The sequence below is a fragment of the Sedimentibacter sp. LTW-03 genome (genome assembly GCF_052059825.1).
GTDB lineage: Bacteria > Bacillota > Clostridia > Tissierellales > Sedimentibacteraceae > Sedimentibacter.
In genome coordinates this window covers 2,488,493-2,514,023 of sequence record NZ_CP197180.1, presented here as the reverse complement: position 1 = coordinate 2,514,023, position 25,531 = coordinate 2,488,493, and the positions used below count along the sequence as shown (strand labels likewise).

Genomic DNA, 25,531 nt, shown 5'->3' with positions numbered 1-25,531 from the left:
TTTTGATTGAGGCCGCCCCTGTTTTCTCCACATAAAGAAATGAAGGGACAAATGCATCTTTTTAGTACTAATTAAAATCGATATCTCCAACACCGGTTTTTAATTTAATCTTGGTGAGGCCATCCTTATTTTTTTCGGTTCGTTCATTTCCCATGAATTCACTTATTTCAGCTTCATAGCTGGAATCCTTAGGTACTTTTAAGCTTATGTCTCCAACGTCAGTCACTGCTTTTATGCTTTCAGCTCCTGTTATGTCGTTAAATACAACATCAATGTCGCCTGTATTTGTAGTGAATTCTGAATTTTTATCGGCAGAAGCTTCGGATACGACTATTTCACCTACATTTGTTATGATATTGTAGGAAGCTTTTGAATTTTTAATGGTGATGTTCCCAACATTGTTGGAAATGTCAAATTCTCCGTTAATTTTTTCGACGAATATATCGCCGACATTTGATGAAATAACTATATTGTTGATATTGTTGGGAACAGCAATTTTTAAGTCGGTAGATATATTGGTATCATCAAGTTTTATCTCTTTAAAAGAAGTATTTATATCAATTGAATCAGAAGTCGTTTCAATAGAATAGATGAAGTCAGAAACCAGCTGTTCTGATTTTTCTGTTGATCCTGTTTTAGCAGTAATATTCAAATCAATGGTTGCTTCATCTGAATCACTTGTTGTAATATCTATATTTCCAACAGAGTTTGTAACCTTTAACATGCTTAATCCCGCAGCATTTATACTGTGTGATTCCAGGCGCTCAGCTTTTTCATTACCCACTGTATTAACAAGCACTTCTGTGAGCTTATTTGTCACATCCTTTACTTTGTCTTCGTCCACTTCATTAATGGATGTACAGCCGCTGAGTGATGATACAGCTAATGCTACTAATAATAAACTTATTATTTTTTTCATAAATTACCCCTTTGATTTAATTTATTTATACAAGTATTACAAATTTATCTTATGTTCAAGAAGATACCCTGAACAAAGCGTTAATACAATTATTTGTACGATTGAAACGATGTTAATTGGCAGAAGTATATAAACTAATTCTGAAGCAGTTGGGTATGAAGCAAATGAACTGTAATATGTTGGTAAAAGGTCAAACAGTTCAGAGGAAATAGTTGAAAGCAGCCAGTTAAGAAGCAGAAAGATTAAAAAACTGAGTGCTCCTCCAAATTTTATTTCTGAAAATATACTTTTCCTTATAGTCATTGCGGTGTAGGCAGTAGTTAAAAAGCTTATTAGGAAAAGCAGAGCCGTGATTAAAAACATAAATATATGACCTAAGTTTAATCCAAAGTTTCCCGATATAAGTTTATTCACAACAACAATAATTTCATTTATTTTTATCATGTTTCCTGACTTATATATAATGTAGGAACCGTTAATCAGTATATATATAAAGTACGTAAATAATATTGCAAATCCCTCAATTACAGCTGTAAAAAGCTTTGATACAATTATTTTGTAACCGCTGTTTGGAGTCATAAACAGCATATATCCAGATTTTTTGTTTAAATCGTCACTATACATTTTCAAAATATCTACAGTATATAGAATACCTACTACTATTGGAAACAAAGAAATAAACAAGATGCTTCCGGACTCGTTGTTTAAAATTAACAGTATATTTGCTGCTAATGATGCTACTGCAGTAATCAGCAGAAGCCTAGATTTTTTAATAAATTCATATTTTATTAAGTTAAGCATTTTTAAAAACCTCCTTATATATTCCCTCAACAGACATTCCTTTAGATATTCTCAGTTCTTCAGCTTCGCCTGATAGTTCAATATTGCCATTTTTAATGAATATAACAGAATCAAGTATTTTTTCTATCTCACTGACCAAATGAGTGGATATCACTATTGTTTTACTTTCATTGTATGTTCTTGTTATCAAATCCATAATTATGTCTCTGGACAGCACGTCTACACCGTTCAAAGGCTCATCCAGCATATACAAATCAACATCTCTTGACAATGCCAGGGCAACCTTTAGTTTTCCAACCAGTCCGGAAGATAGCTTGGAAACTTTAAATTCTTTATCCACATTAATTTCGCTCAATATATTGAAGGCATATTCCTCTCGAAAATCTTTGTACATGTTCGCGTAAAATTTTATGGCATCTTTGACCTTGAAAGATTCACAAATAAAATTTTCAGTTGGCATATACGATAATTCGGACTTGGATTTATAGGACAACGGATTACCGTTTAATAAAATTTGTCCTGAAGACTGCTTGTGCAAACCGGCAATAACTTTCATCAATGTTGTTTTACCACTGCCGTTTGGGCCCAAAAGCCCGTAAATTTTGCCATGCTCCAAATTAAAGCTCACATTATTCAAAGCTGTTTTGCTATTATATTTTTTATTTAGATTTTTTACCTCTAGCAATTGCATTATACATTTTCCTCCATACTATTGTCTTCTTCAATAAATTTAATCATATCTTTTTTTGTGTATCCTATTTGATGCATTCCGCTAGTGAACACTTTTATCAACTTTCCAGCCATTTCATATCTCAAACGGTCAATTTTTTCAGGGCTTTCAGTAATAAAAGTTCCAACCCCTCTTTTTGTAAATAAAATTTCTTCCATTTCCATCTCCTTATAAACTCTTGCGACTGTATTAAAATTGATACCAAGCTCATTAGCAAAATCTCTCGAGGACGGCATTTTATCTCCGAGATTAAGTTTTTTTGAAACTATATCCTGCTTTATTTTTTCCATAACCTGCAAATAAATCGGTATGTTATTATTAAATTCCATGCTTCACCCACTCAATCATAGTATATTAGTATCATAGTTAAATAGTACACTAATACTTATTTTAAGTCAACTACTTTTGTGTTAATAAATTGTAACAATATTGATTAGATTATTCAATAATTCTTGACACCAAATTATTAAAGGTATATACTTCAAGCAACTATTTTTAAGGAACAGATAACTAATCGAATAAAGTATAATAAATGAGACAATTATATTTTTTAATTATTATGGAGGGTTTATGCATAAGAAATTATTTATTCCCGGACCTGTTGAAGTAAAGCAGGAGATATTAAATAAAATGGCGACTCCTATGATAGGACATAGAAGTAAGGAAGCTTCAAAACTACAAAGAGATATATCAGATAAACTAAGAAAATTATTTTATACAGAAAATGAAATACTCCTTTCTACCTCCTCCGGAAGTGGATTGATGGAGGCTGCAGTTCGATGTTGTACTAAAAACAGAGCTGCAGTTTTCTCAATAGGGTCTTTTGGAGATAGATGGCATAAAATGGCGAGATCGAATGGAATTGAAGCCGATCTTTTTAAATCAGAGCCCGGCGGAATTACAGAGCCGGAAATTGTTGACGAAGTATTGTCAACTGGAAAGTATGACTTGATAACGGTAACTCACAATGAAACATCAACGGGAGTTATGAATCCATTAGAAGAAATCAGCAATGTTGTAAGAAAATATCCAGATGTAATATTTTGTGTAGATACTGTAAGTTCCGCTGGAGGAGTGAAGATTGAAGTTGATAAGCTTAAAATAGACATCTGCATAACTTCTTCACAAAAAGCCCTTGGACTTCCTCCTGGGCTTTCCATATGTACTTTATCTGAAAGAGCTGTTGAAAAAGCAAGAGGAGTTAAAAACAGGGGATACTATTTAGATTTGGTGAGCCTGTATGATGCAATAAAGAAAAAAGACTACCAATATCCTTCAACTCCAAATTTATCTCTGATGTTTGCGCTTGATTACCAGCTTGACCGTATAATGCAAGAAGGTCTGGATAACAGGTTCAAACGTCATCAGGAGATGGCAGAATACACAAGAGAGTGGGCAAAGCGAAACTTTGAATTATTTGCTGAAGAAAAAAATGCTTCTGTAACTTTGACTACAATCAAAAACACCAGGGGAATAAGTGTTAAGGACCTTAATGAAGAACTTGGGAAAAAGGGGTTTGCTATATCTAACGGCTACGGAGAATTGAAGGAGAAAACTTTCAGAATCGCACACATGGCAGATTTGAATTTGAATGATCTAAAAGAATTACTCACAGTAATTGAGGAGATTTTATCCATTTCTTGACGAGAAAATTCCTTTATAGTAATATAGTCTGGAAATGAGGGATATAATGTATGATTTAAACAAAATTAATGACTGCCTCAATACGAAAGCAATTGGAAGAACCATAATACAATACGATTTATTGACTTCCACACACTCAAAGGCTAAAAGCATATTTGCAACATGTCCAGACGGAGCTGTTGTATTATGTGAAGATCAGGAGAAATGGCGAGTAAGAATGGGAAAAGAATGGATGTGCTATCCTGAAAAAAACATCTATTTAAGCATAATTTTAAAGCCCATGGCAAATGTTCATCCTGTATCAAAGTACGACATATTAGCATGCGCGTCAATTTGCGAAGCGTTAAATGAGTTATATAAAATAGACAGCAGCATAAGATGGCCAAATGATATTTTTGTAGGAGTGAACAAGATTTCATCAGTAAGCAGTGGCCTAATAGGGAAAAAAAATAAAGTTGATGGAGTTATAATATCACTGGGCATTAATGCGAATATTAACAAAGAAGAATTAAATGAAGAAATAAGAGATAAAGCAACCTCTTTAATGATTGAAACTTCTGCGGAAATTGACAGAGAAGCCCTTATAGGGATGATTTTAAACAAGATAGAGGGATATTGCCGAGGACTCTCAAGTGGAGAGAAAAAATTAAGTGCAGCCTACATTTTTAATAAAAAATCTGTTATTACAGGTAAAAATATTGAAATAATAAAAAAAGGAAAGAAAACAAAAAGAAAAGTTTATGCAAGAGGAATTGATGAAAAAGGCTGGCTTATTGTTATTAATGACAAAGGAAATGAAGAAATATTAAATCCGGGAGAGACAATTATAACATATGAACAAAATGCTTAAAATTGGCAGTGTTGAGTTAGCTGCAAATATAGTTCTTGCACCTATGGCAGGAGTAACGGATATCACTTATAGGACAATATGCAAAGAAATGGGAGCCGGTCTTGTGTGCACAGAAATGGTAAGTGCAAAAGGATTGTACTATAAAGATGTTAAAACTAAAAGGCTTATGAAAATAAATGAAAAAAACCGCCCGGTTTCCCTTCAGATATTTGGAAGCGATCCTGATATAATGGCTTATGTTGTGAATGATTATATAAATAATAGGAAGGATATAGATATAATAGATATTAACATGGGATGTCCGACGCCTAAAATAGTCAAGAATGGTGATGGAAGCGCTCTGATGAGATCTCCGAAACTGGCAGGTGAAATAGTAAATAAAATCAAGAAGATTTCCGTAAAGCCTGTTACGGTTAAAATAAGGTCTGGATGGGATTCTAACAATATAAATGCTCCTGAGTTTGCAAAGGTATTAGAGTATAATGGAGCTGATATGATTGCTGTGCACGGCAGGACAAGAGAGCAATTTTATACGGGAAGAGCTGATTATAATGTAATAAAAAAAGTAAAAGAAAGTGTAAATATTCCTATAGTTGGAAACGGAGATATCTATAGTCCCCAAGATGCTGTAAAAATGTCTGAAGCCACCAGTTGTGACGGAGTAATGGTTGCGAGAGGTATACTAGGAAATCCGTGGCTTATTATGAATATTGCTAAAATATTTAGCGGAAATGACGACTTTTTTGAACCGACAGTCAAGGATAAAATTCAAATGATAAAAAGGCATGCATTGATGCTTGTGGATGAGCTTGACGAAAAGATTGCAATACTTGAAATGAGAAAATTTGCTGCATGGTATATGAAAGGAATGAAGAATTCCTCCGAGACTAGAAATAAAATAAATAAAATAACGACAGCTGATGATATGCTCGGTGTTTTGAATGAGTATATAAAAGCAATAGAAGTGTTTTAAAATAGTAAACAAAAATCTTGACATTTTTAAGTTCCTTGATTATAATGTTTTAATTAATTGAAAGAATTACCAATCAAATTATCATATTATATTAAATCTATAATAAAATAGATATACATCATGCTTTATATAATATAATTGATAAAATGCATTAATTTTGTAGAAAGCAACAACATTAAAAGGAGCAATAATTATGAGGAATAATGAGACTTTGATTACTGCAGAGGGTTTGGAAGAATTAAAAAACGAATTAGAATTTTTGAAACTCACAAAGAGAAAAGAGATTTCCGAAAAAATTAAAGTTGCATTGGCATTTGGGGATATCAGTGAAAATGCTGAGTATGACGAAGCAAAAAACGAGCAGGCAAACGTTGAAGCGAGAATTGCAAAAATTGAACAAATGATAAAAAACGTAAAACTTATTAAGACGGGGAAACAAAAAGGAGTAATAAGTATAGGTTCAAAGGTTACAATAAAAGATCTGGAATTTGACGAAACTATGGAATACATAATAGTAGGTTCTGCCGAAGCCGATCCGTTTAAGGGAAAAATATCAAATGTATCACCGTTGGGCAAAGCATTGATTGGGCAAAAAATAGGAGATATAATTGAAGTTGCATCTCCGGCAGGAGATGTGATAAAATATGAAATACTCACAGTATAAATGAATTAAAATAATTAAACATATGATAAGGTGGTGCTAGTGTTGAGTGAACAACAAACTGGAGATTTAAGGCAGGTAAGAGTAGATAAATTAAAGGATTTAGTAAATGCTGACAGAGATCCGTATAAAATTTCAAAGTATGAGGTAACTTCTAACTCTCAATACATAAAAGACAATTATGAGGAGATGGAAGGAAAAATTGTTTCCGTTGCCGGTAGAATTATGTCTAAAAGAGGGCAAGGCAAGGTAGGATTTTATGATATACAGGATCATTTAGGCAGAATTCAGATGTTTGCTAAAAAGGATCTAATTGGTGAGGAAGAATACAAATGGCTTAAAACTTATGATATAGGAGATATAATAGGTGTTAAGGGAGAAGTCTTCAAAACAAAGACAGGCGAGGTTTCAATTAAAGCTGCAGAAGTTAAGCTTCTCTCAAAGTCATTACAGACGCTGCCTGAAAAATTTCACGGTTTGAAAGATACGGATTTAAGATATAGACAAAGATATGTTGATTTGATTGTTAATCCTGAAATTAAGGATGTATTCATGATGCGCAATAAAATAATAAGAGGCATTAGAGAATACTTAGACGGAGAAGGATATCTAGAAGTTGAAACTCCAATTCTCAGCCCTATTGCAGGAGGAGCAAATGCAAGGCCATTTGTAACTCATCACAACACTCTTGATATTGATATGTATATGCGTATTGCTAATGAGCTTTTCTTAAAGAGGCTTGTAGTCGGCGGTTTAGGCGACGGTGTTTATGAGATGGGCAAAATGTTTAGAAATGAAGGAATGGATGCAAACCATAATCCTGAATATACAGCTATGGAAGTGTATAAACCATACGCAGACTTTAATGATATGATGACACTTACTGAAAACATAGTGGCATATGTAGCTAAAAAAGCTAGGGGAACAACAAAAATAGAATTCCAGGGAAAGGTAATAGACTTTACACCTCCATGGAAAAGAGTAAAAATGCAGGATATGGTAAAGGAAGTAACCGGAATAGACTTTGATTTGATTAATACCGATGAAGAAGCTATAGAAATTGCAAAACAAAAGGGTATAGAAATTAAGCCTTTGATGACAAGAGGGCATGTAATAAGTGAAATGTTTGAAGAGTTTTGCGAAGCATACCTTGAGCAACCTACATTTGTAACTCATCATCCTGTTGAGATATCACCTCTTGCAAAGAGAAATACTGAGGATACAAGGCTTACAGATAGGTTTGAAGCATTTGCGAATACATGGGAAATTGCTAATGCATTTTCGGAGCTTAATGATCCTATTGACCAGAGAGAAAGATTCGAAGAACAGCTAAAACAAAAAGAAGCAGGTGACGATGAAGCTCACATGATGGATAATGACTTCATTAATGCAATTGAAGTAGGGCTTCCTCCTACAGGCGGACTTGGGATTGGTGTTGATAGAGTAATAATGCTGATTACAAATCAGCCGACTATAAGAGACATTATTTTGTTCCCAACAATGAAACCTATAGATTAGCATAAAAGGCAACGTGACAGAGCAGTTAATCTGCTCTGTTTTTATTTTTGCAGCACACCCATTTGTTAAAAATTACCGCTTAATGTATGTTGACAAAAACATACACCGGTGGTAAACTATCAAAGCTGTGTTTCGCTTGACACAAGTGGAACGCAAGAAAATATTGGCAGTTGACAATAAGAATAAAATATTGTAAACTGCACAAGCTGTCTCAAGAAAGAGACAATAGAAAAAATGGCATAAAAAAATTCTTGACAAGCTAAGTCAAAGATGATAAACTATCAAAGTTGTCTCAAATGACGACAAGCAAATAAAGAAAAGAAGCTTGAAAAAAGAAGTAAAAACTTCTTGACGAGCAAGAACAAATGTGATAAGCTATATAAGCTGTCTCGAAAGAGCAGCTGTCAAGAAAAAATAAGTTAAAAAATTCTTGACAAGCTAAAGTGAATGTGATAAACTACCAAAGCTGTCTCGGACGACAGCGAAGAACCTAGACAATAAAACAGCATAAGAACCTTTGAGAGTTCAAAGAAAAAAAGAACCAAAGTAAAGAAAGACAAAGATAAGCTAAGCGCTATCTTGAGCAAGAATATAAAACGAGAGTTTGATCCTGGCTCAGGACGAACGCTGGCGGCGTGCCTAACACATGCAAGTCGAACGAAGTATGTTTTTCGGAATATACTTAGTGGCGGACGGGTGAGTAACGCGTGAACAATCTGCCCTGTACAAAGGAATAGCCTCGGGAAACCGGGATTAAAACCATATAACACTTGATGACCGCATGGTCGATGAGTCAAATCGTTAGAGGTATAGGATGAGTTCGCGTCTGATTAGCTAGTTGGTGGGGTAAAGGCCTACCAAGGCGACGATCAGTAGCCGGCCTGAGAGGGTGAACGGCCACACTGGAACTGAGACACGGTCCAGACTCCTACGGGAGGCAGCAGTGGGGAATATTGCACAATGGGGGAAACCCTGATGCAGCGACGCCGCGTGAGTGAAGAAGGTTTTCGGATCGTAAAACTCTGTCCTTGGTGAAGAAAAAAATGACAGTAGCCAAGGAGGAAGCCCCGGCTAACTACGTGCCAGCAGCCGCGGTAATACGTAGGGGGCGAGCGTTGTCCGGATTTACTGGGCGTAAAGGGTGAGTAGGCGGTAGTATGTGTCAGATGTAAAAGGCTAAGGCTTAACCATAGTTAGCATTTGAAACTGTATTACTTGAGTGCAGGAGAGGTAAGCGGAATTCCTAGTGTAGCGGTGAAATGCGTAGATATTAGGAGGAACACCAGTGGCGAAGGCGGCTTACTGGACTGTAACTGACGCTGAGTCACGAAAGCGTGGGTAGCAAACAGGATTAGATACCCTGGTAGTCCACGCTGTAAACGATGAGTGCTAGGTGTTGGCCAGCGATGGTCAGTGCCGAAGTAAACACAATAAGCACTCCGCCTGGGGAGTACGGTCGCAAGACTGAAACTCAAAGGAATTGACGGGGACCCGCACAAGCAGCGGAGCATGTGGTTTAATTCGAAGCAACGCGAAGAACCTTACCAAGGCTTGACATCCCCTTGACCAGTGCAGAGATGTACTCTCTTCTTCGGAAGCAAGGGAGACAGGTGGTGCATGGTTGTCGTCAGCTCGTGTCGTGAGATGTTGGGTTAAGTCCCGCAACGAGCGCAACCCTTATCCTTAGTTGCCAGCAGGTAAAGCTGGGCACTCTAAAGAGACTGCCGATGATAAATCGGAGGAAGGTGGGGATGACGTCAAATCATCATGCCCCTTATGTCTTGGGCTACACACGTGCTACAATGGTCGGTACAAAGGGAAGCGAAAGAGCAATCCGGAGCAAATCCCAATAAACCGATCCCAGTTCGGATTGTAGGCTGCAACTCGCCTACATGAAGTCGGAGTTGCTAGTAATCGCGAATCAGAATGTCGCGGTGAATGCGTTCCCGGGTCTTGTACACACCGCCCGTCACACCATGGAAGTTGGTAATACCCGAAGTCGCTGAGCTAACCGCAAGGAGGCAGGCGCCGAAGGTAGGATCAATGACTGGGGTGAAGTCGTAACAAGGTAGCCGTATCGGAAGGTGCGGCTGGATCACCTCCTTTCTAAGGAGAACTAAAGGACTTATGCTGTTTTATTGCTTGCTTTAAAAAAAAGTAAAGCAAGACTGAAGGATACAGTATAAAACCACAGAACTTTGAAAATTGCATAGGAAAATGAAAAGAGAAGACATTAGTTAAATTCAAATTTTAAATAATAAATACAATTTAACCAAAAAAAAATGTTATGAAGACATAACAATGACAAACAGGTCAAGATAGAAAGGGCTAAGGGCGAATGCCTTGGCACTGGGAGCCGAAGAAGGACGTGGCAAACTACGAAATGCTGCGGGGAGGCGTAAGCAGCCGATAATCCGCAGATATCCGAATGAGGAAACTCACATAAGGTAAACCTTATGTATCATACAGTGAATAAATAGCTGTATGAGGGGAACGAGGGGAACTGAAACATCTAAGTACCCTTAGGAAGAGAAAATAAAAAATGATTCCGTAAGTAGCGGCGAGCGAAAGCGGAAGAGCCCAAACCAAGTAGAAATACTTGGGGTTGAGGACATATCAAAGAGACAGAAAACTGTAGCCGAAGAGAGCTGGAAAGCTCCTCCAAAGAATGTGATAGACACGTAAGCAAAACAGTTTGAAGCGAGGATATGATCCAGAGTACCACGGGACACGAGGAATCTTGTGGGAAGCAGGGAGGACCACCTCCCAAGGCTAAATACTACCCAGTGACCGATAGAGAATAGTACCGTGAGGGAAAGGTGAAAAGAACCCCGGGAGGGGAGTGAAAAAGAACCTGAAACCCTGAGCCTAAAAACAGTGGAAGCACAAAAGTGTGACCGCGTACTTTTTGTAGAACGGGCCAACGAGTTACAATATGCAGCAAGGTTAATAACCAAAGGTTAGGAGCCGAAGAGAAATCGAGTCTGAAAAGGGCGAAAGTTGCATGTTGTAGACCCGAAACCGGGTGACCTATCCATGTGCAGGTTGAAGCTAGAGTAAAATCTGGTGGAGGACCGAACCCATTAGCGTTTAAAAGCTACGGGATGACGTGTGGATAGCGGTGAAATTCCAATCGAACCCGGAGATAGCTGGTTCTCCTCGAAATAGCTTTAGGGCTAGCCTCAAGTAAGTATAGTGGGGGTAGAGCACTGAATGGTCTAGGGGCGTTATACGTTACCAAAACCTATCAAACTCCGAATACCATATATATGTTGCTAGGGAGTCAGACTATGTGAGATAAGTTTCATAGTCAAAAGGGAAACAGCCCAGATCACCAACTAAGGTCCCAAAATATAGATTAAGTGGAAAAGGATGTAAAACTACACAGACAACCAGGATGTTGGCTTAGAAGCAGCCATTCATTAAAAGAGTGCGTAATAGCTCACTGGTCGAGTGGTTTTGCGCCGAAGATGTCCGGGGCTAAAATCTATTACCGAAGTTGTGGGATACCAATAGGTATCGGTAGAGGAGCATTGTGTACGGATAGAAGCACTACCGAAAGGAGTCGTGGACTGTACAGAAGAGAGAATGTTGGCATGAGTAGCGAAAGGTGAGTGAGAATCTCACCCATCGAAAGCCTAAGGATTCCTGAGGAAGGCTCGTCCACTCAGGGTAAGTCGGGACCTAAGCCGAGGCCAAAAGGCGTAGGCGATGGACAACTGGTTGAAATTCCAGTACCACCTTTAAGCGTTTGAGAAATGGGGTGACACAGGAGGGTAAGCTGGCGCACAGCTGGAAAAGTGCGTCTAAGTAAGTAGGGAGACGATACAGGCAAATCCGTAACGTCAATCCTGAGATACGAATGGGAGCGAAAATAAGTAGTGAAGCAGCTGAGCCCACACTGTCAAGAAAAGCCTCTATCGAGCAAGAAGGTGCCCGTACCGTAAACCGACACAGGTAGGCAAGGAGAGAATCCAAAGATGAGCGGAAGAACTATTGTTAAGGAACTAGGCAAAATGACCCCGTAACTTCGGGAGAAGGGGTGCCCTTCAGAGTGAAGACAGAACTGTTGGAGCTTAGAAGGGCCACAGAAAACAGGCCCAAGCGACTGTTTACCAAAAACACAGGTATCTGCTAAATCGAAAGATGAAGTATAGGTGCTGACACCTGCCCGGTGCTGGAAGGTTAAGGGGAGAAGTCATCGAAAGAGAAGCTTTGAACTTAAGCCCCAGTAAACGGCGGCCGTAACTATAACGGTCCTAAGGTAGCGAAATTCCTTGTCGGGTAAGTTCCGACCCGCACGAAAGGTGTAACGATTTGGGCACTGTCTCAACAATAGATCCGGTGAAATTGTAGTACTCGTGAAGATGCGAGTTACCCGCGGCAGGACGGAAAGACCCCATGGAGCTTTACTGCAGGCTGACATTGGAATTCGGTAGCAATTGTACAGAATAGGTGGGAGGCAGAGAAATCGGTACGCCAGTATCGGTGGAGCCAACGTTGGGATACCACTCTATTGTTACTGAATTTCTAACATGATACCGTGAACCGGTATATGGACACTGTCAGTTGGGCAGTTTGACTGGGGCGGTCGCCTCCGAAAGAGTAACGGAGGCGCTCAAAGGTTCCCTCAGCACGGTCGGAAATCGTGCGAAGAGTGTAAAGGCAGAAGGGAGCTTGACTGCGAGAGAGACATCTCGAGCAGGAACGAAAGTTGGACTTAGTGATCCGGTGGCACCGAGTGGAAAGGCCATCGCTTAACGGATAAAAGCTACCCTGGGGATAACAGGCTTATCTCCCCCAAGAGTCCACATCGACGGGGAGGTTTGGCACCTCGATGTCGGCTCGTCTCATCCTGGGGCTGAAGCAGGTCCCAAGGGTTGGGCTGTTCGCCCATTAAAGAGGCACGCGAGCTGGGTTCAGAACGTCGTGAGACAGTTCGGTCCCTATCCGCCGTGGGCGCAGGAAATTTGAAGGGAGCTGTTCCTAGTACGAGAGGACCGGAATGGACAGACCGCCGGTGCATCAGTTGTCACGCCAGTGGCATAGCTGAGTAGCTGAGTCTGGATTAGATAAGCGCTGAAAGCATCTAAGCGCGAAACTAGCCCTAAGATAAGATTTCCCATCACGCAAGTGAGTAAGACCCCCGATATGTTAACGGGTTGATAGGTTGCATGTGTAAGTGCAGCAATGCATTCAGCTGAGCAATACTAATAGGTCGAGGTCTTGACCTCAAAGATGCCCTAACCCAATATTTTCGACTAAAAGGAGAAAAAAATTGAAGGTAGGTCATTCGCAACGAATTCCCAATTTATGCGACGCAAGGAGCAAGTAAATTGGTGAATGAGACTGCGCAAAAATGTCTAATCTAAAAATTCCTATGCGATTTTGAAAGTTCTGAAAGAACTTTTATATATCTGGTGACAATAGCGAAGAGGACACACCCGTACCCATCTCGAACACGGAAGTTAAGCTCTTCAGCGCTGATGATACTTGGCGGGCAACTGCCTGGGAAAGTAAGACGTCGCCGGGTATGACCTAACCCGATTTTTCAGAGTTTTGTTCTGAAAAATCGATGGTAGGTAAACCGCAATGAGTTTTAAGCGGAAAATTAAATAATAAAATATTTCTTGACAACATATGACAAGTATGTTAGACTAAAAAAGCTTCGAAATAGAAGCGAAGAACCTAGACAATAAAACAGCATAAGAACCTTTGAGAGTTCAAAGAAAAAAAGAACCAAAGTAAAGAAAGACAAAGATAAGCTAAGCGCTATCTTGAGCAAGAATATAAAACGAGAGTTTGATCCTGGCTCAGGACGAACGCTGGCGGCGTGCCTAACACATGCAAGTCGAACGAAGTATGTTTTTCGGAATATACTTAGTGGCGGACGGGTGAGTAACGCGTGAACAATCTGCCCTGTACAAAGGAATAGCCTCGGGAAACCGGGATTAAAACCATATAACACTTGATGACCGCATGGTTGATGAGTCAAATCGTTAGAGGTATAGGATGAGTTCGCGTCTGATTAGCTAGTTGGTGGGGTAAAGGCCTACCAAGGCGACGATCAGTAGCCGGCCTGAGAGGGTGAACGGCCACACTGGAACTGAGACACGGTCCAGACTCCTACGGGAGGCAGCAGTGGGGAATATTGCACAATGGGGGAAACCCTGATGCAGCGACGCCGCGTGAGTGAAGAAGGTTTTCGGATCGTAAAACTCTGTCCTTGGTGAAGAAAAAAATGACAGTAGCCAAGGAGGAAGCCCCGGCTAACTACGTGCCAGCAGCCGCGGTAATACGTAGGGGGCGAGCGTTGTCCGGATTTACTGGGCGTAAAGGGTGAGTAGGCGGTAGTATGTGTCAGATGTAAAAGGCTAAGGCTTAACCATAGTTAGCATTTGAAACTGTATTACTTGAGTGCAGGAGAGGTAAGCGGAATTCCTAGTGTAGCGGTGAAATGCGTAGATATTAGGAGGAACACCAGTGGCGAAGGCGGCTTACTGGACTGTAACTGACGCTGAGTCACGAAAGCGTGGGTAGCAAACAGGATTAGATACCCTGGTAGTCCACGCTGTAAACGATGAGTGCTAGGTGTTGGCCAGCGATGGTCAGTGCCGAAGTAAACACAATAAGCACTCCGCCTGGGGAGTACGGTCGCAAGACTGAAACTCAAAGGAATTGACGGGGACCCGCACAAGCAGCGGAGCATGTGGTTTAATTCGAAGCAACGCGAAGAACCTTACCAAGGCTTGACATCCCCTTGACCAGTGCAGAGATGTACTCTCTTCTTCGGAAGCAAGGGAGACAGGTGGTGCATGGTTGTCGTCAGCTCGTGTCGTGAGATGTTGGGTTAAGTCCCGCAACGAGCGCAACCCTTATCCTTAGTTGCCAGCAGGTAAAGCTGGGCACTCTAAAGAGACTGCCGATGATAAATCGGAGGAAGGTGGGGATGACGTCAAATCATCATGCCCCTTATGTCTTGGGCTACACACGTGCTACAATGGTCGGTACAAAGGGAAGCGAAAGAGCAATCCGGAGCAAATCCCAATAAACCGATCCCAGTTCGGATTGTAGGCTGCAACTCGCCTACATGAAGTCGGAGTTGCTAGTAATCGCGAATCAGAATGTCGCGGTGAATGCGTTCCCGGGTCTTGTACACACCGCCCGTCACACCATGGAAGTTGGTAATACCCGAAGTCGCTGAGCTAACCGCAAGGAGGCAGGCGCCGAAGGTAGGATCAATGACTGGGGTGAAGTCGTAACAAGGTAGCCGTATCGGAAGGTGCGGCTGGATCACCTCCTTTCTAAGGAGAACTAAAGGACTTATGCTGTTTTATTGCTTATTTAAAAACAATAAAAATTATGTATTTTAAATAAGACTGTTGAGCTAACAGTATAAAGTGGCTCTTTTTAAAACCACATAATGTGGGGGTATAGCTCAGTTGGGAGAGCACCTGCCTTGCAAGCAGGGGGTCAAGAGTTCGAATCTCTTTATCTCCACCACTTTAACGACAAAGTTAAAGGGAAACCACAGAACTTTGAAAATTGCATAGGAAAATGAAAAGAGAAGACATTAGTTAAATTCAAATTTTAAATAATAAATACAATTTAACCAAAAAAAAATGTTATGAAGACATAACAATGACAAACAGGTCAAGATAGAAAGGGCTAAGGGCGAATGCCTTGGCACTGGGAGCCGAAGAAGGACGTGGCAAACTACGAAATGCTGCGGGGAGGCGTAAGCAGCCGATAATCCGCAGATATCCGAATGAGGAAACTCACATAAGGTAAACCTTATGTATCATACAGTGAATAAATAGCTGTATGAGGGGAACGAGGGGAACTGAAACATCTAAGTACCCTTAGGAAGAGAAAATAAAAAATGATTCCGTAAGTAGCGGCGAGCGAAAGCGGAAGAGCCCAAACCAAGTAGAAATACTTGGGGTTGAGGACATATCAAAGAGACAGAAAACTGTAGCCGAAGAGAGCTGGAAAGCTCCTCCAAAGAATGTGATAGACACGTAAGCAAAACAGTTTGAAGCGAGGATATGATCCAGAGTACCACGGGACACGAGGAATCTTGTGGGAAGCAGGGAGGACCACCTCCCAAGGCTAAATACTACCCAGTGACCGATAGAGAATAGTACCGTGAGGGAAAGGTGAAAAGAACCCCGGGAGGGGAGTGAAAAAGAACCTGAAACCCTGAGCCTAAAAACAGTGGAAGCACAAAAGTGTGACCGCGTACTTTTTGTAGAACGGGCCAACGAGTTACAATATGCAGCAAGGTTAATAACCAAAGGTTAGGAGCCGAAGAGAAATCGAGTCTGAAAAGGGCGAAAGTTGCATGTTGTAGACCCGAAACCGGGTGACCTATCCATGTGCAGGTTGAAGCTAGAGTAAAATCTGGTGGAGGACCGAACCCATTAGCGTTTAAAAGCTACGGGATGACGTGTGGATAGCGGTGAAATTCCAATCGAACCCGGAGATAGCTGGTTCTCCTCGAAATAGCTTTAGGGCTAGCCTCAAGTAAGTATAGTGGGGGTAGAGCACTGAATGGTCTAGGGGCGTTATACGTTACCAAAACCTATCAAACTCCGAATACCATATATATGTTGCTAGGGAGTCAGACTATGTGAGATAAGTTTCATAGTCAAAAGGGAAACAGCCCAGATCACCAACTAAGGTCCCAAAATATAGATTAAGTGGAAAAGGATGTAAAACTACACAGACAACCAGGATGTTGGCTTAGAAGCAGCCATTCATTAAAAGAGTGCGTAATAGCTCACTGGTCGAGTGGTTTTGCGCCGAAGATGTCCGGGGCTAAAATCTATTACCGAAGTTGTGGGATACCAATAGGTATCGGTAGAGGAGCATTGTGTACGGATAGAAGCACTACCGAAAGGAGTCGTGGACTGTACAGAAGAGAGAATGTTGGCATGAGTAGCGAAAGGTGAGTGAGAATCTCACCCATCGAAAGCCTAAGGATTCCTGAGGAAGGCTCGTCCACTCAGGGTAAGTCGGGACCTAAGCCGAGGCCAAAAGGCGTAGGCGATGGACAACTGGTTGAAATTCCAGTACCACCTTTAAGCGTTTGAGAAATGGGGTGACACAGGAGGGTAAGCTGGCGCACAGCTGGAAAAGTGCGTCTAAGTAAGTAGGGAGACGATACAGGCAAATCCGTAACGTCAATCCTGAGATACGAATGGGAGCGAAAATAAGTAGTGAAGCAGCTGAGCCCACACTGTCAAGAAAAGCCTCTATCGAGCAAGAAGGTGCCCGTACCGTAAACCGACACAGGTAGGCAAGGAGAGAATCCAAAGATGAGCGGAAGAACTATTGTTAAGGAACTAGGCAAAATGACCCCGTAACTTCGGGAGAAGGGGTGCCCTTCAGAGTGAAGACAGAACTGTTGGAGCTTAGAAGGGCCACAGAAAACAGGCCCAAGCGACTGTTTACCAAAAACACAGGTATCTGCTAAATCGAAAGATGAAGTATAGGTGCTGACACCTGCCCGGTGCTGGAAGGTTAAGGGGAGAAGTCATCGAAAGAGAAGCTTTGAACTTAAGCCCCAGTAAACGGCGGCCGTAACTATAACGGTCCTAAGGTAGCGAAATTCCTTGTCGGGTAAGTTCCGACCCGCACGAAAGGTGTAACGATTTGGGCACTGTCTCAACAATAGATCCGGTGAAATTGTAGTACTCGTGAAGATGCGAGTTACCCGCGGCAGGACGGAAAGACCCCATGGAGCTTTACTGCAGGCTGACATTGGAATTCGGTAGCAATTGTACAGAATAGGTGGGAGGCAGAGAAATCGGTACGCCAGTATCGGTGGAGCCAACGTTGGGATACCACTCTATTGTTACTGAATTTCTAACATGATACCGTGAACCGGTATATGGACACTGTCAGTTGGGCAGTTTGACTGGGGCGGTCGCCTCCGAAAGAGTAACGGAGGCGCTCAAAGGTTCCCTCAGCACGGTCGGAAATCGTGCGAAGAGTGTAAAGGCAGAAGGGAGCTTGACTGCGAGAGAGACATCTCGAGCAGGAACGAAAGTTGGACTTAGTGATCCGGTGGCACCGAGTGGAAAGGCCATCGCTTAACGGATAAAAGCTACCCTGGGGATAACAGGCTTATCTCCCCCAAGAGTCCACATCGACGGGGAGGTTTGGCACCTCGATGTCGGCTCGTCTCATCCTGGGGCTGAAGCAGGTCCCAAGGGTTGGGCTGTTCGCCCATTAAAGAGGCACGCGAGCTGGGTTCAGAACGTCGTGAGACAGTTCGGTCCCTATCCGCCGTGGGCGCAGGAAATTTGAAGGGAGCTGTTCCTAGTACGAGAGGACCGGAATGGACAGACCGCCGGTGCATCAGTTGTCACGCCAGTGGCATAGCTGAGTAGCTGAGTCTGGATTAGATAAGCGCTGAAAGCATCTAAGCGCGAAACTAGCCCTAAGATAAGATTTCCCATCACGCAAGTGAGTAAGACCCCCGATATGTTAACGGGTTGATAGGTTGCATGTGTAAGTGCAGCAATGCATTCAGCTGAGCAATACTAATAGGTCGAGGTCTTGACCTCAAAGATGCCCTAACCCAATATTTTCGACTAAAAGGAGAAAAAAATTGAAGGTAGGTCATTCGCAACGAATTCCCAATTTATGCGACGCAAGGAGCAAGTAAATTGGTGAATGAGACTGCGCAAAAATGTCTAATCTAAAAATTCCTATGCGATTTTGAAAGTTCTGAAAGAACTTTTATATATCTGGTGACAATAGCGAAGAGGACACACCCGTACCCATCTCGAACACGGAAGTTAAGCTCTTCAGCGCTGATGATACTTGGCGGGCAACTGCCTGGGAAAGTAAGACGTCGCCGGGTATGACCTAACCCGATTTTTCAGAGTTTTGTTCTGAAAAATCGATGGTAGGTAAACCTTACAAAATAAATAAAAAAATTTAAGCCAGTTGATATCAACGGTTTTTTTTTGTTTAAATTTAATAATATTTATTTATAATCCTAATATATATACATTAAATGTTTAATAATGTTATGAATGATAAATTGCATAAAAGTACTTTAGTTTGAGAATAATAGTAAAATGAACAGAAATTATATTGGTTTAAAATTCATTATATTACAATGATATTTAAATCTTGCATGAATGAAAATTTTATAATAACGTTTTATTTTGGTCTCAAGAAATCTTAGTTGTTTGTTTATAAGTATAAAATAAACTAATAAATATGGAGAAATAAAACATCAGTAAAACGATATCATTGTAATATATAAGTATACAATATTTTAGGAGGAACTAATGAAAGCTGAAATTGTTGATAGAATCAAAGAAATAGCTTTAGAACTTACCAGTGTACTTAGTGTTGTTAATACTTCAGGTGAATTAGATGTTTCTGAAAAGGTTTTTAGTATTTGCAGCAATATGGAATATTTTAAGAAAAACCCTGAAAATTTAAGCTACATTTATGTTAAAGGTGACAAACTAAAAAGAAAAAGTGTAGTGGCTGTAATTAAAGGCGAAAAAAAGAAAAGCGACAAGACAGTTGTACTGATTGGCCACACAGATACTGTAGGAATATCTGATTATGGAAATATAAAAGAATATGCTAATAAGCCATTTGAACTTGCAGAAAAAATGAAAGGAATTGAACTTCCAAAAGCTGTTAAGGATGACTTAGAGTCAGGTAACTATTTGTTTGGAAGAGGAATTTTCGATATGAAATCGGGAGTTGCTGTTTTAATGGGCCTAATTGAAGAGATATCTAATAATATCGAAGAATTTGAAGGTAATTTAGTCTTTTCTGCCGTATGTGATGAAGAAGCAAACTCAGGAGGGATGATAAACTTAGTTCCTGAATTAGTAAAGATGAAAGAAAAAGAAGGTTTTGATTATCAAGCAATTTTAGATACTGATTATATGACAGGTGAATATGACGGGGACGAAAATAAATATATATATGTTGGAACAGTTGGAAAAATAATGCCGACATTTTTAGTAGTAGGAAAGGAAACTCATGTAGGCGAGTCATTTAAAGGAATAGACCCAAATCAAATATCTTCAGAAATAGCTGCAAAAATTAACCTTAACGTTGAGTATTGTGATGTTGCTGAAGGAGAGGTTTCGCTTCCTCCAATTACATTAAAGCAAAGAGATTTAAAAACTGAATATTCATGCCAGATAGCAACTAAATCAATCATACTTTTTAACTATGCAACTTTTAACAGTACACCTGACCAAGTATTGGAAAAAATGATGAAAGCAGCCGAAGAATCCTTTGAAACTGTCATTGAAAAGTTAAATAAACGATATGTTAAATTCTGTGAAATGGCTAAAAGACCTTATGAGGAATTACCATGGAAGGCAAGGGTTATTTCGTACGATGAATTATATAGTAAAGTTAAAAAAGAAGTAAAAGATTTAGACGAGAGACTTGAGTCATATATAGAAGAACTAAAGAAAAATGAAGCAATGGATCAAGTTGAGAGGACAACAGAAATTGTGAATTTTGTTCATGACCTTTGGTCTGACAGAAACCCTGTTGTAATTGTTTACTTTACTCCTCCTTACTATCCTCATATATATGTTGAGGGAAAATCAGATAAGGATAAAAAGTTATTGGACGCAGTATCAAATGCGGTGGATACAACAGAAACAGAATATAAACTTGTGTATAAGAAGTTCTTCCCATATATATCCGACTTAAGTTACGGTGCAGCTCCTAAGGATCCAAAAGTAATAAGCGCTCTTAAACAAAACCTGCCTGGCTTTGGTCCGTCATACGATATCCCAATTTCGGATATGCAGGAACTTGATTTGCCTGTTTTGGATATTGGTACGTATGGAAAAGATGCACATAAGTTTACTGAGCGAATTGAGAAAAAATATTCTTACGAAGTGGTTCCGGACTTAGTGTATAAAACAATTGTCAATTTGCTAAAGTAAAGTTGAGAGATTACCGAAAGGTAATCTCTATTCCATTTAAATTACTCAATTAGTAGACATATTACATATATTAATTTATACTATATATAAGTTTGTTAGAAGTAAATAAATTTTTTGCTAAGGAGGAACCTTCTATGGAGTTCGACTTGCTACTTTATAACGGAAATATAGTAAGGTTTGGGAAAAACAAAAATTTTAATTGGCTTGCAGTAAAGGGTGGGGTCATAGTAGATGCCGGTTTTGGAAATGGTTTTGATATGTATAAAGATAAGTGTCTGTCTTTAATAGATTTAAAAAAGAATACAGTATTGCCTGGTTTTTATGACAGCCATGTGCACTTCATCCAGACTGCGCTACATATGGAGAACCTCAATCTTAATGGATGTGAAGATTTTCAGGAGTTAGAAAAACGATTGCTTGAATGGATAATAAGATATCCGCAGAGTAAGTTTGTATATTGTTACGGGCTTGAAATATCTGATTTAAATGAAGAAAGATGGCCTACAAGAAGATTTCTTGACAGGATATCAAAAGACTATGCAATAATGATAAACAGCCGTGATTTTCATAACAGTATATTAAATACAAAAGCTATAAATATGCTTAAGGCTCCGTTGACTATAGATGGCGTAGGTAGAGATGATCAAGGCAATCCTACGGGGATATTTTACGGTATGGCAAATGCATTAATAAGAAAAAAAATGCTAAAATCGTACCAGGTTCAAGGCAAAATAAAAGCAATTAGAAATCTTACAGACAATATAATAAAAAAAGGGGTTACAAGCATACATGCGGTTGAAGGCGGTTTTGACTTTATAGACAAGGACGTTGAGTTATTAGCATCTCTTGCCAAAGAGATTCCTATAGATATATCGGTATATTATAGCACAACAGATATATCAAAAATTAAAAATAGTGGGTTAAACAGAATTGGAGGTGACATATATATTGATGGATCTTTTACTTCGAAGACTGCCGCAATAAGTTTTAATTACAAGGATACAGATTGTTACGGTGAGCTGTATTTTTCTCAAGAAGATATTAACGAATTTATGCTTGATTGTTATAAAAACGGTTTAGATACAGCTTTTCATGCAGTAGGTGATAGAGCAGTGGATCAGGTGTTAAATGCACATATATTTGCGAGAAAGCTTATTCCAAATAAGAAACTACGCCATCGGATAGAGCACATTGAATTGACATCGGAGGAGCAAAAGCAAAAGGCAAAGGAACTTGAAATTATTTTTTCCATGCAGCCTTCATTTGAATACTTCTACGGAGGTAAAAGCGGCATGTATGAAAGAAGATTAAGTAATCATTATATGGAAACAAATGAGTTTAGGAGAATATTTGATTTGGGAATTACTGTGTGCGGAGGATCAGACAGTGATTTAACGCCAATAAATCCCATACTGGGCATTCATTCGGCAGTTAATCATCCTGTAAGTATAAATAGCATTGCTGTTGAAGAAGCTATAAGAATGTATACAATTAATGCAGCTTATGCGGTGCGTGAGGAAAACAGGAAGGGTTCTATTGAAGTAGGCAAATTAGCAGATTTCGCTATTTTGGATAAAGATATTTATGAGATAGATGCAAAGTCGATTATTACAACACAGGTTATAGGCACTATTAAGAGCGGAGAGGTTTTATATAAAAACTTTTAACTGGAGAGATAAAAATGGATAAATTAAACATTAACCTATTGGGAAATGTTGAAATCTATTATAATGACGAATTGATAAACAACAAGCTGAGTGCAAAATCAATAGGTGTTTTAGCTATTTTGCTGTGCAATGAACATAAAAAGGTTACAAGAGAAAAATTAGCATACATGTTTTGGCCTGAAAGCTTTGAAACTGCAAACTATAATTTGCGGTACAATTTATGGAACTTAAAAAAAGTGATTCCAAATGACGAGAATAATAATGAATTTATAATTTCAGATAATAAATATTGCTATATTAACCAGGATTATAATTTTAGTTCTGATATTACCTATTTAGAAAACATAAATAAAGAAAAATCAAGTGATATAAATACCTTGAAAAAGGTGAAGGAGCTGTTTAGAGGTGAATTTTTAGAGAATTTTTATTTTAAGGAATGTGATGATTTTAACGACTGGATATTTTATCAACGCTCTATATTTCAAAAGCTTCATATTCAAACACTAAATAAGCTGCTTGACCAATACTTGAATCTTAATGTTTATGAGAGCGCCAAAGATACATTAGAAGAAATATTGTTAATTAATCCATATGATGAAGAATCTCATTATAAGCTCATGAATTTACTGATTAACAATAATGAATCAAATTTAGCTATTATACATTATAAAAAATATCAGACATCCCTTAGGGAAGATTTGAATATTTTTCCCCAAAAAAAAATAAAAGACCTTTATTTAAAACTTATTAATAATAAAAATAATGAAGAAATTAATCATAGCAATAAAGTATCAAAAGACGGCAATAATATTATTATAAGAATAAATGAATATGCTGATTCATCGGTTAATTACTTTGCTATGAGTGATCTGCTGGAAAAATTGATGCTAAATTTTAAAAAAAATATATTGCAGGGTATACCAAAGATTTATTTATGCGATGCGTGTTTAATTCAACCGAGTTTTTATGACTTGGTAAATAATTATTCAAATACTGAGCTAATAGAAATACGCCTGTACCATTCTGTAAAAAACATATTGACATACTTATCCAAGGACTTTTTAATTCAAATATATATATATAATGTAGATAAAATCGATGAAAAGTCAACAAAATTCTTCAAATTTTTAAGCTCTAACACTAATTTATTTATTAAGTATATTGAAGATGAAAATTGAAAAATGTTTAAAAAGTGTTTATTTCAAATTTAAATTTTTTTAATATATGCATATAAAATACTAAATGTGATAATAATAAAACAATAAATGAACCTTATAAAAATATAATTAAATGGCAGGAATACGTATGCACTTGCTTGATATATATTGGATTTGCATTAAACAGCTAATCTGATTATATATAAATTAAATACTAGGAGGTATTAATTAATGAGTTTTACAGAAATAATAGTAAGTATTTCTAACTGGATATGGGGACTTCCAATGCTTCTTTTGCTAGCAGGCGGTGGAATATTCCTTACTTTCAGACTTGGATTTTTTCAATTTAGACATTTGTGGTACATGTGGGGACAAACTTTTGGCAAAATGCTCAAAAAGCCGGAAGATAAAAATGCAATATCGCCTTTCCAGGCTGCTACGGCTGCTCTTGCTTCAACAATAGGAGCCTCAAATATAGTAGGTGTGCCTGTAGCTATTGCATTTGGTGGACCGGGAGCTGTATTTTGGATGTGGATAATTGCTCTTATTGGTAATGCTTCAAAGTTTTCGGAAATCGTTCTTGGTATTAAATATAGAGAGAAAAATGCTGCTGGTGAATTTGTAGGAGGACCTACCTATTATTTATCAAAAGGTCTTAAAAATAAAGCCTTAGGTAAATTTTTAGCCTTTTTGTTTGCATTCTTCCTTTTCTTGGAACTTATACCTTCAATTGCAACTCAGGCAATATCGGCAGTGCAAACATTGGGAAGCATTGGTGTGCCAAGCATGGTAACAGGTGTAGGTATGGCAGTAATTGTATTTATAGTTGTATTTGGTGGAATAAAGAGAATAACACAAGTTACAGAAAAATTGGTTCCTATTATGGCGATTGTTTATTTGCTGGGTGCATTGATTATTATCATTTCTAACATAACTGCAGTACCTCATGTATTTGGGTTGATAATAAAAGGAGCTTTCGCACCGTCAGCTGCAACAGGTGGATTTGCAGGTTCATCTGTGGCATTAGCTTTAAGATGGGGAGCTGCAAGAGGTACATACTCAAATGAAGCAGGTATGGGTACTGCTCCAATCGCACATGCTACGGCAGAGACAGACCATCCTGTACGCCAGGGTTTCTGGGGCATTTTTGAAATTACGGTTGATACTTTGCTAGTATGTACACTTACAGCATTTGTTGTATTGCTTTCAGGTGTATGGACTGATATACCATCATCAGAAGCTGCTTCTATGCCGGCAATAGCTTTTATTAATCAGTTTGGTTCAATTGGCGGTTATGTAGTATCGATTTCAATATTCCTGTTCGTCTTGTCCACAGTAATAGTATTGGTATTCTATGGTGAAAAGCAGGCAGAATATTTATTTGGTACGAAGTTTGCAACAAAATGGAAATATGTATATGTTTTATCAATTATACTAGGCGTAGTCGGTGGTATTGAGTTCTTATATTCTTTCATTGACTTGTTCTTGGCTTTAATTATATTCCCGAATGTTATAGGCTTAATTGCAATGAGCGGAGAGGTTGTTGAACTTAAAAATGAATTCTTTACAAGTGAACAATACTATCTGAAAGATAAAAAAAGAGTAAAACAAAGATAGTAGATTAAGATATTAATCTATAATGTAAAAAACTATCTCTA

Annotated in this window: 13 protein-coding genes, 1 tRNA gene and 6 rRNA genes; 16 read left to right on the top strand and 4 right to left on the bottom strand. The window is 38.8% G+C overall.

Translation table 11 applies throughout. The features are described 5' to 3' along the window. Positions 1-67 precede the first annotated feature (67 nt). Genes ACS3UD_RS12415 through ACS3UD_RS12400 form a run of 4 tightly spaced genes read right to left on the bottom strand, consistent with a single transcriptional unit; the run spans position 68 to position 2,779 of the window. The gene (locus tag ACS3UD_RS12415) at positions 68-919 is read right to left on the bottom strand and encodes a hypothetical protein (RefSeq protein ID WP_308139316.1); all 852 of its coding nucleotides are present in this window, start codon (positions 917-919) and stop codon (positions 68-70) included. A 36-nt stretch (positions 920-955) separates the two neighbouring features. Then, positions 956-1,720, bottom strand: a complete 765-nt coding sequence (locus ACS3UD_RS12410) for a hypothetical protein (protein WP_213926097.1) — start codon at positions 1,718-1,720, stop codon at positions 956-958. Beyond that, the gene (locus tag ACS3UD_RS12405; protein ID WP_308139317.1) at positions 1,713-2,411 is read right to left on the bottom strand and encodes an ABC transporter ATP-binding protein; all 699 of its coding nucleotides are present in this window, start codon (positions 2,409-2,411) and stop codon (positions 1,713-1,715) included. Before ACS3UD_RS12405 ends, ACS3UD_RS12410 begins: the two co-directional genes overlap by 8 nt. Next, complete coding sequence (locus ACS3UD_RS12400) at positions 2,411-2,779, bottom strand: GntR family transcriptional regulator (RefSeq protein ID WP_308139318.1); 369 nt, start codon at positions 2,777-2,779, stop codon at positions 2,411-2,413. The genes ACS3UD_RS12405 and ACS3UD_RS12400 overlap by 1 nt, the downstream gene beginning before the upstream one ends. A 241-nt stretch (positions 2,780-3,020) precedes the next feature. Here ACS3UD_RS12400 and ACS3UD_RS12395 point away from each other — a divergent pair, with 241 nt between their 5' ends. The 16 genes from ACS3UD_RS12395 (at position 3,021) to ACS3UD_RS12320 (ending at position 25,490) form a co-directional block, all read left to right on the top strand. Further along, positions 3,021-4,094 carry a pyridoxal-phosphate-dependent aminotransferase family protein gene (locus ACS3UD_RS12395; RefSeq protein WP_308139319.1) on the top strand — a complete coding sequence of 358 codons (1,074 nt, stop codon included), beginning with the start codon at positions 3,021-3,023 and terminating at the stop codon, positions 4,092-4,094. A gap of 46 nt (positions 4,095-4,140) precedes the next feature. Beyond that, on the top strand, positions 4,141-4,944 hold the full coding sequence (locus ACS3UD_RS12390) for a biotin--[acetyl-CoA-carboxylase] ligase (RefSeq protein ID WP_308139320.1): 804 nt from the start codon (positions 4,141-4,143) through the stop codon (positions 4,942-4,944). Beyond that, positions 4,928-5,917: a tRNA dihydrouridine synthase DusB gene (gene dusB / locus ACS3UD_RS12385; RefSeq protein WP_308139321.1), complete on the top strand. Its 990-nt coding sequence runs from the start codon at positions 4,928-4,930 to the stop codon at positions 5,915-5,917. The genes ACS3UD_RS12390 and dusB overlap by 17 nt, the downstream gene beginning before the upstream one ends. A 190-nt stretch (positions 5,918-6,107) precedes the next feature. Continuing rightward, the gene (greA, locus tag ACS3UD_RS12380; RefSeq protein ID WP_374049909.1) at positions 6,108-6,581 is read left to right on the top strand and encodes a transcription elongation factor GreA; all 474 of its coding nucleotides are present in this window, start codon (positions 6,108-6,110) and stop codon (positions 6,579-6,581) included. Positions 6,582-6,620: 39 nt separating this feature from the next. Further along, a complete protein-coding gene (lysS, locus tag ACS3UD_RS12375) occupies positions 6,621-8,096 on the top strand; it encodes a lysine--tRNA ligase (RefSeq protein ID WP_308139323.1) in 1,476 nt (491 codons plus the stop codon). Between the two features lie 592 nt (positions 8,097-8,688). Continuing rightward, positions 8,689-10,202: ribosomal RNA gene (locus tag ACS3UD_RS12370) — 16S ribosomal RNA — on the top strand. A gap of 205 nt (positions 10,203-10,407) precedes the next feature. Beyond that, positions 10,408-13,330 (top strand): 23S ribosomal RNA (locus ACS3UD_RS12365). A gap of 182 nt (positions 13,331-13,512) precedes the next feature. Further along, a 5S ribosomal RNA gene (rrf, locus tag ACS3UD_RS12360) occupies positions 13,513-13,629 on the top strand. 257 nt (positions 13,630-13,886) lie between these two features. Continuing rightward, positions 13,887-15,400, top strand: a 16S ribosomal RNA gene (locus tag ACS3UD_RS12355). Positions 15,401-15,523: 123 nt separating this feature from the next. Continuing rightward, positions 15,524-15,599: transfer RNA gene (locus ACS3UD_RS12350), tRNA-Ala, on the top strand. Positions 15,600-15,747: 148 nt separating this feature from the next. After that, positions 15,748-18,670, top strand: a 23S ribosomal RNA gene (locus tag ACS3UD_RS12345). A 182-nt stretch (positions 18,671-18,852) separates the two neighbouring features. Then, positions 18,853-18,969: ribosomal RNA gene (gene rrf / locus ACS3UD_RS12340) — 5S ribosomal RNA — on the top strand. Together the 16S, 23S and 5S rRNA genes with 1 tRNA gene alongside form the textbook arrangement of a ribosomal RNA operon. Positions 18,970-19,405: 436 nt before the next feature. Further along, the gene (locus tag ACS3UD_RS12335; RefSeq protein WP_440977627.1) at positions 19,406-21,049 is read left to right on the top strand and encodes a M20/M25/M40 family metallo-hydrolase; all 1,644 of its coding nucleotides are present in this window, start codon (positions 19,406-19,408) and stop codon (positions 21,047-21,049) included. A 134-nt stretch (positions 21,050-21,183) separates the two neighbouring features. Continuing rightward, positions 21,184-22,716 (top strand): amidohydrolase, encoded by a 1,533-nt coding sequence (locus ACS3UD_RS12330; protein ID WP_308139325.1) that lies wholly within the window; start codon positions 21,184-21,186, stop codon positions 22,714-22,716. A 14-nt stretch (positions 22,717-22,730) separates the two neighbouring features. Continuing rightward, entirely contained in the window at positions 22,731-23,894 is a 1,164-nt protein-coding gene (locus tag ACS3UD_RS12325; RefSeq protein WP_308139326.1) for an AfsR/SARP family transcriptional regulator, read from the top strand. Between the two features lie 210 nt (positions 23,895-24,104). Continuing rightward, complete coding sequence (locus ACS3UD_RS12320) at positions 24,105-25,490, top strand: alanine/glycine:cation symporter family protein (protein WP_308139327.1); 1,386 nt, start codon at positions 24,105-24,107, stop codon at positions 25,488-25,490. Positions 25,491-25,531 lie beyond the last annotated feature (41 nt).

Bases quoted from the DNA above. Each gene is read 5' to 3' on its own strand.
- ACS3UD_RS12415 (WP_308139316.1), bottom strand. From the start codon at position 919: ATGAAAAAAATAATAAGTTTATTATTAGTAGCATTAGCTGTATCATCA.
- ACS3UD_RS12410 (WP_213926097.1), bottom strand. From the start codon at position 1,720: ATGCTTAACTTAATAAAATATGAATTTATTAAAAAATCTAGGCTTCTG.
- ACS3UD_RS12405 (WP_308139317.1), bottom strand. From the start codon at position 2,411: ATGCAATTGCTAGAGGTAAAAAATCTAAATAAAAAATATAATAGCAAA.
- ACS3UD_RS12400 (WP_308139318.1), bottom strand. From the start codon at position 2,779: ATGGAATTTAATAATAACATACCGATTTATTTGCAGGTTATGGAAAAA.
- ACS3UD_RS12395 (WP_308139319.1), top strand. From the start codon at position 3,021: ATGCATAAGAAATTATTTATTCCCGGACCTGTTGAAGTAAAGCAGGAG.
- ACS3UD_RS12390 (WP_308139320.1), top strand. From the start codon at position 4,141: ATGTATGATTTAAACAAAATTAATGACTGCCTCAATACGAAAGCAATT.
- dusB (WP_308139321.1), top strand. From the start codon at position 4,928: ATGAACAAAATGCTTAAAATTGGCAGTGTTGAGTTAGCTGCAAATATA.
- ACS3UD_RS12335 (WP_440977627.1), top strand. From the start codon at position 19,406: ATGAAAGCTGAAATTGTTGATAGAATCAAAGAAATAGCTTTAGAACTT.
- ACS3UD_RS12330 (WP_308139325.1), top strand. From the start codon at position 21,184: ATGGAGTTCGACTTGCTACTTTATAACGGAAATATAGTAAGGTTTGGG.
- ACS3UD_RS12325 (WP_308139326.1), top strand. From the start codon at position 22,731: ATGGATAAATTAAACATTAACCTATTGGGAAATGTTGAAATCTATTAT.
- ACS3UD_RS12320 (WP_308139327.1), top strand. From the start codon at position 24,105: ATGAGTTTTACAGAAATAATAGTAAGTATTTCTAACTGGATATGGGGA.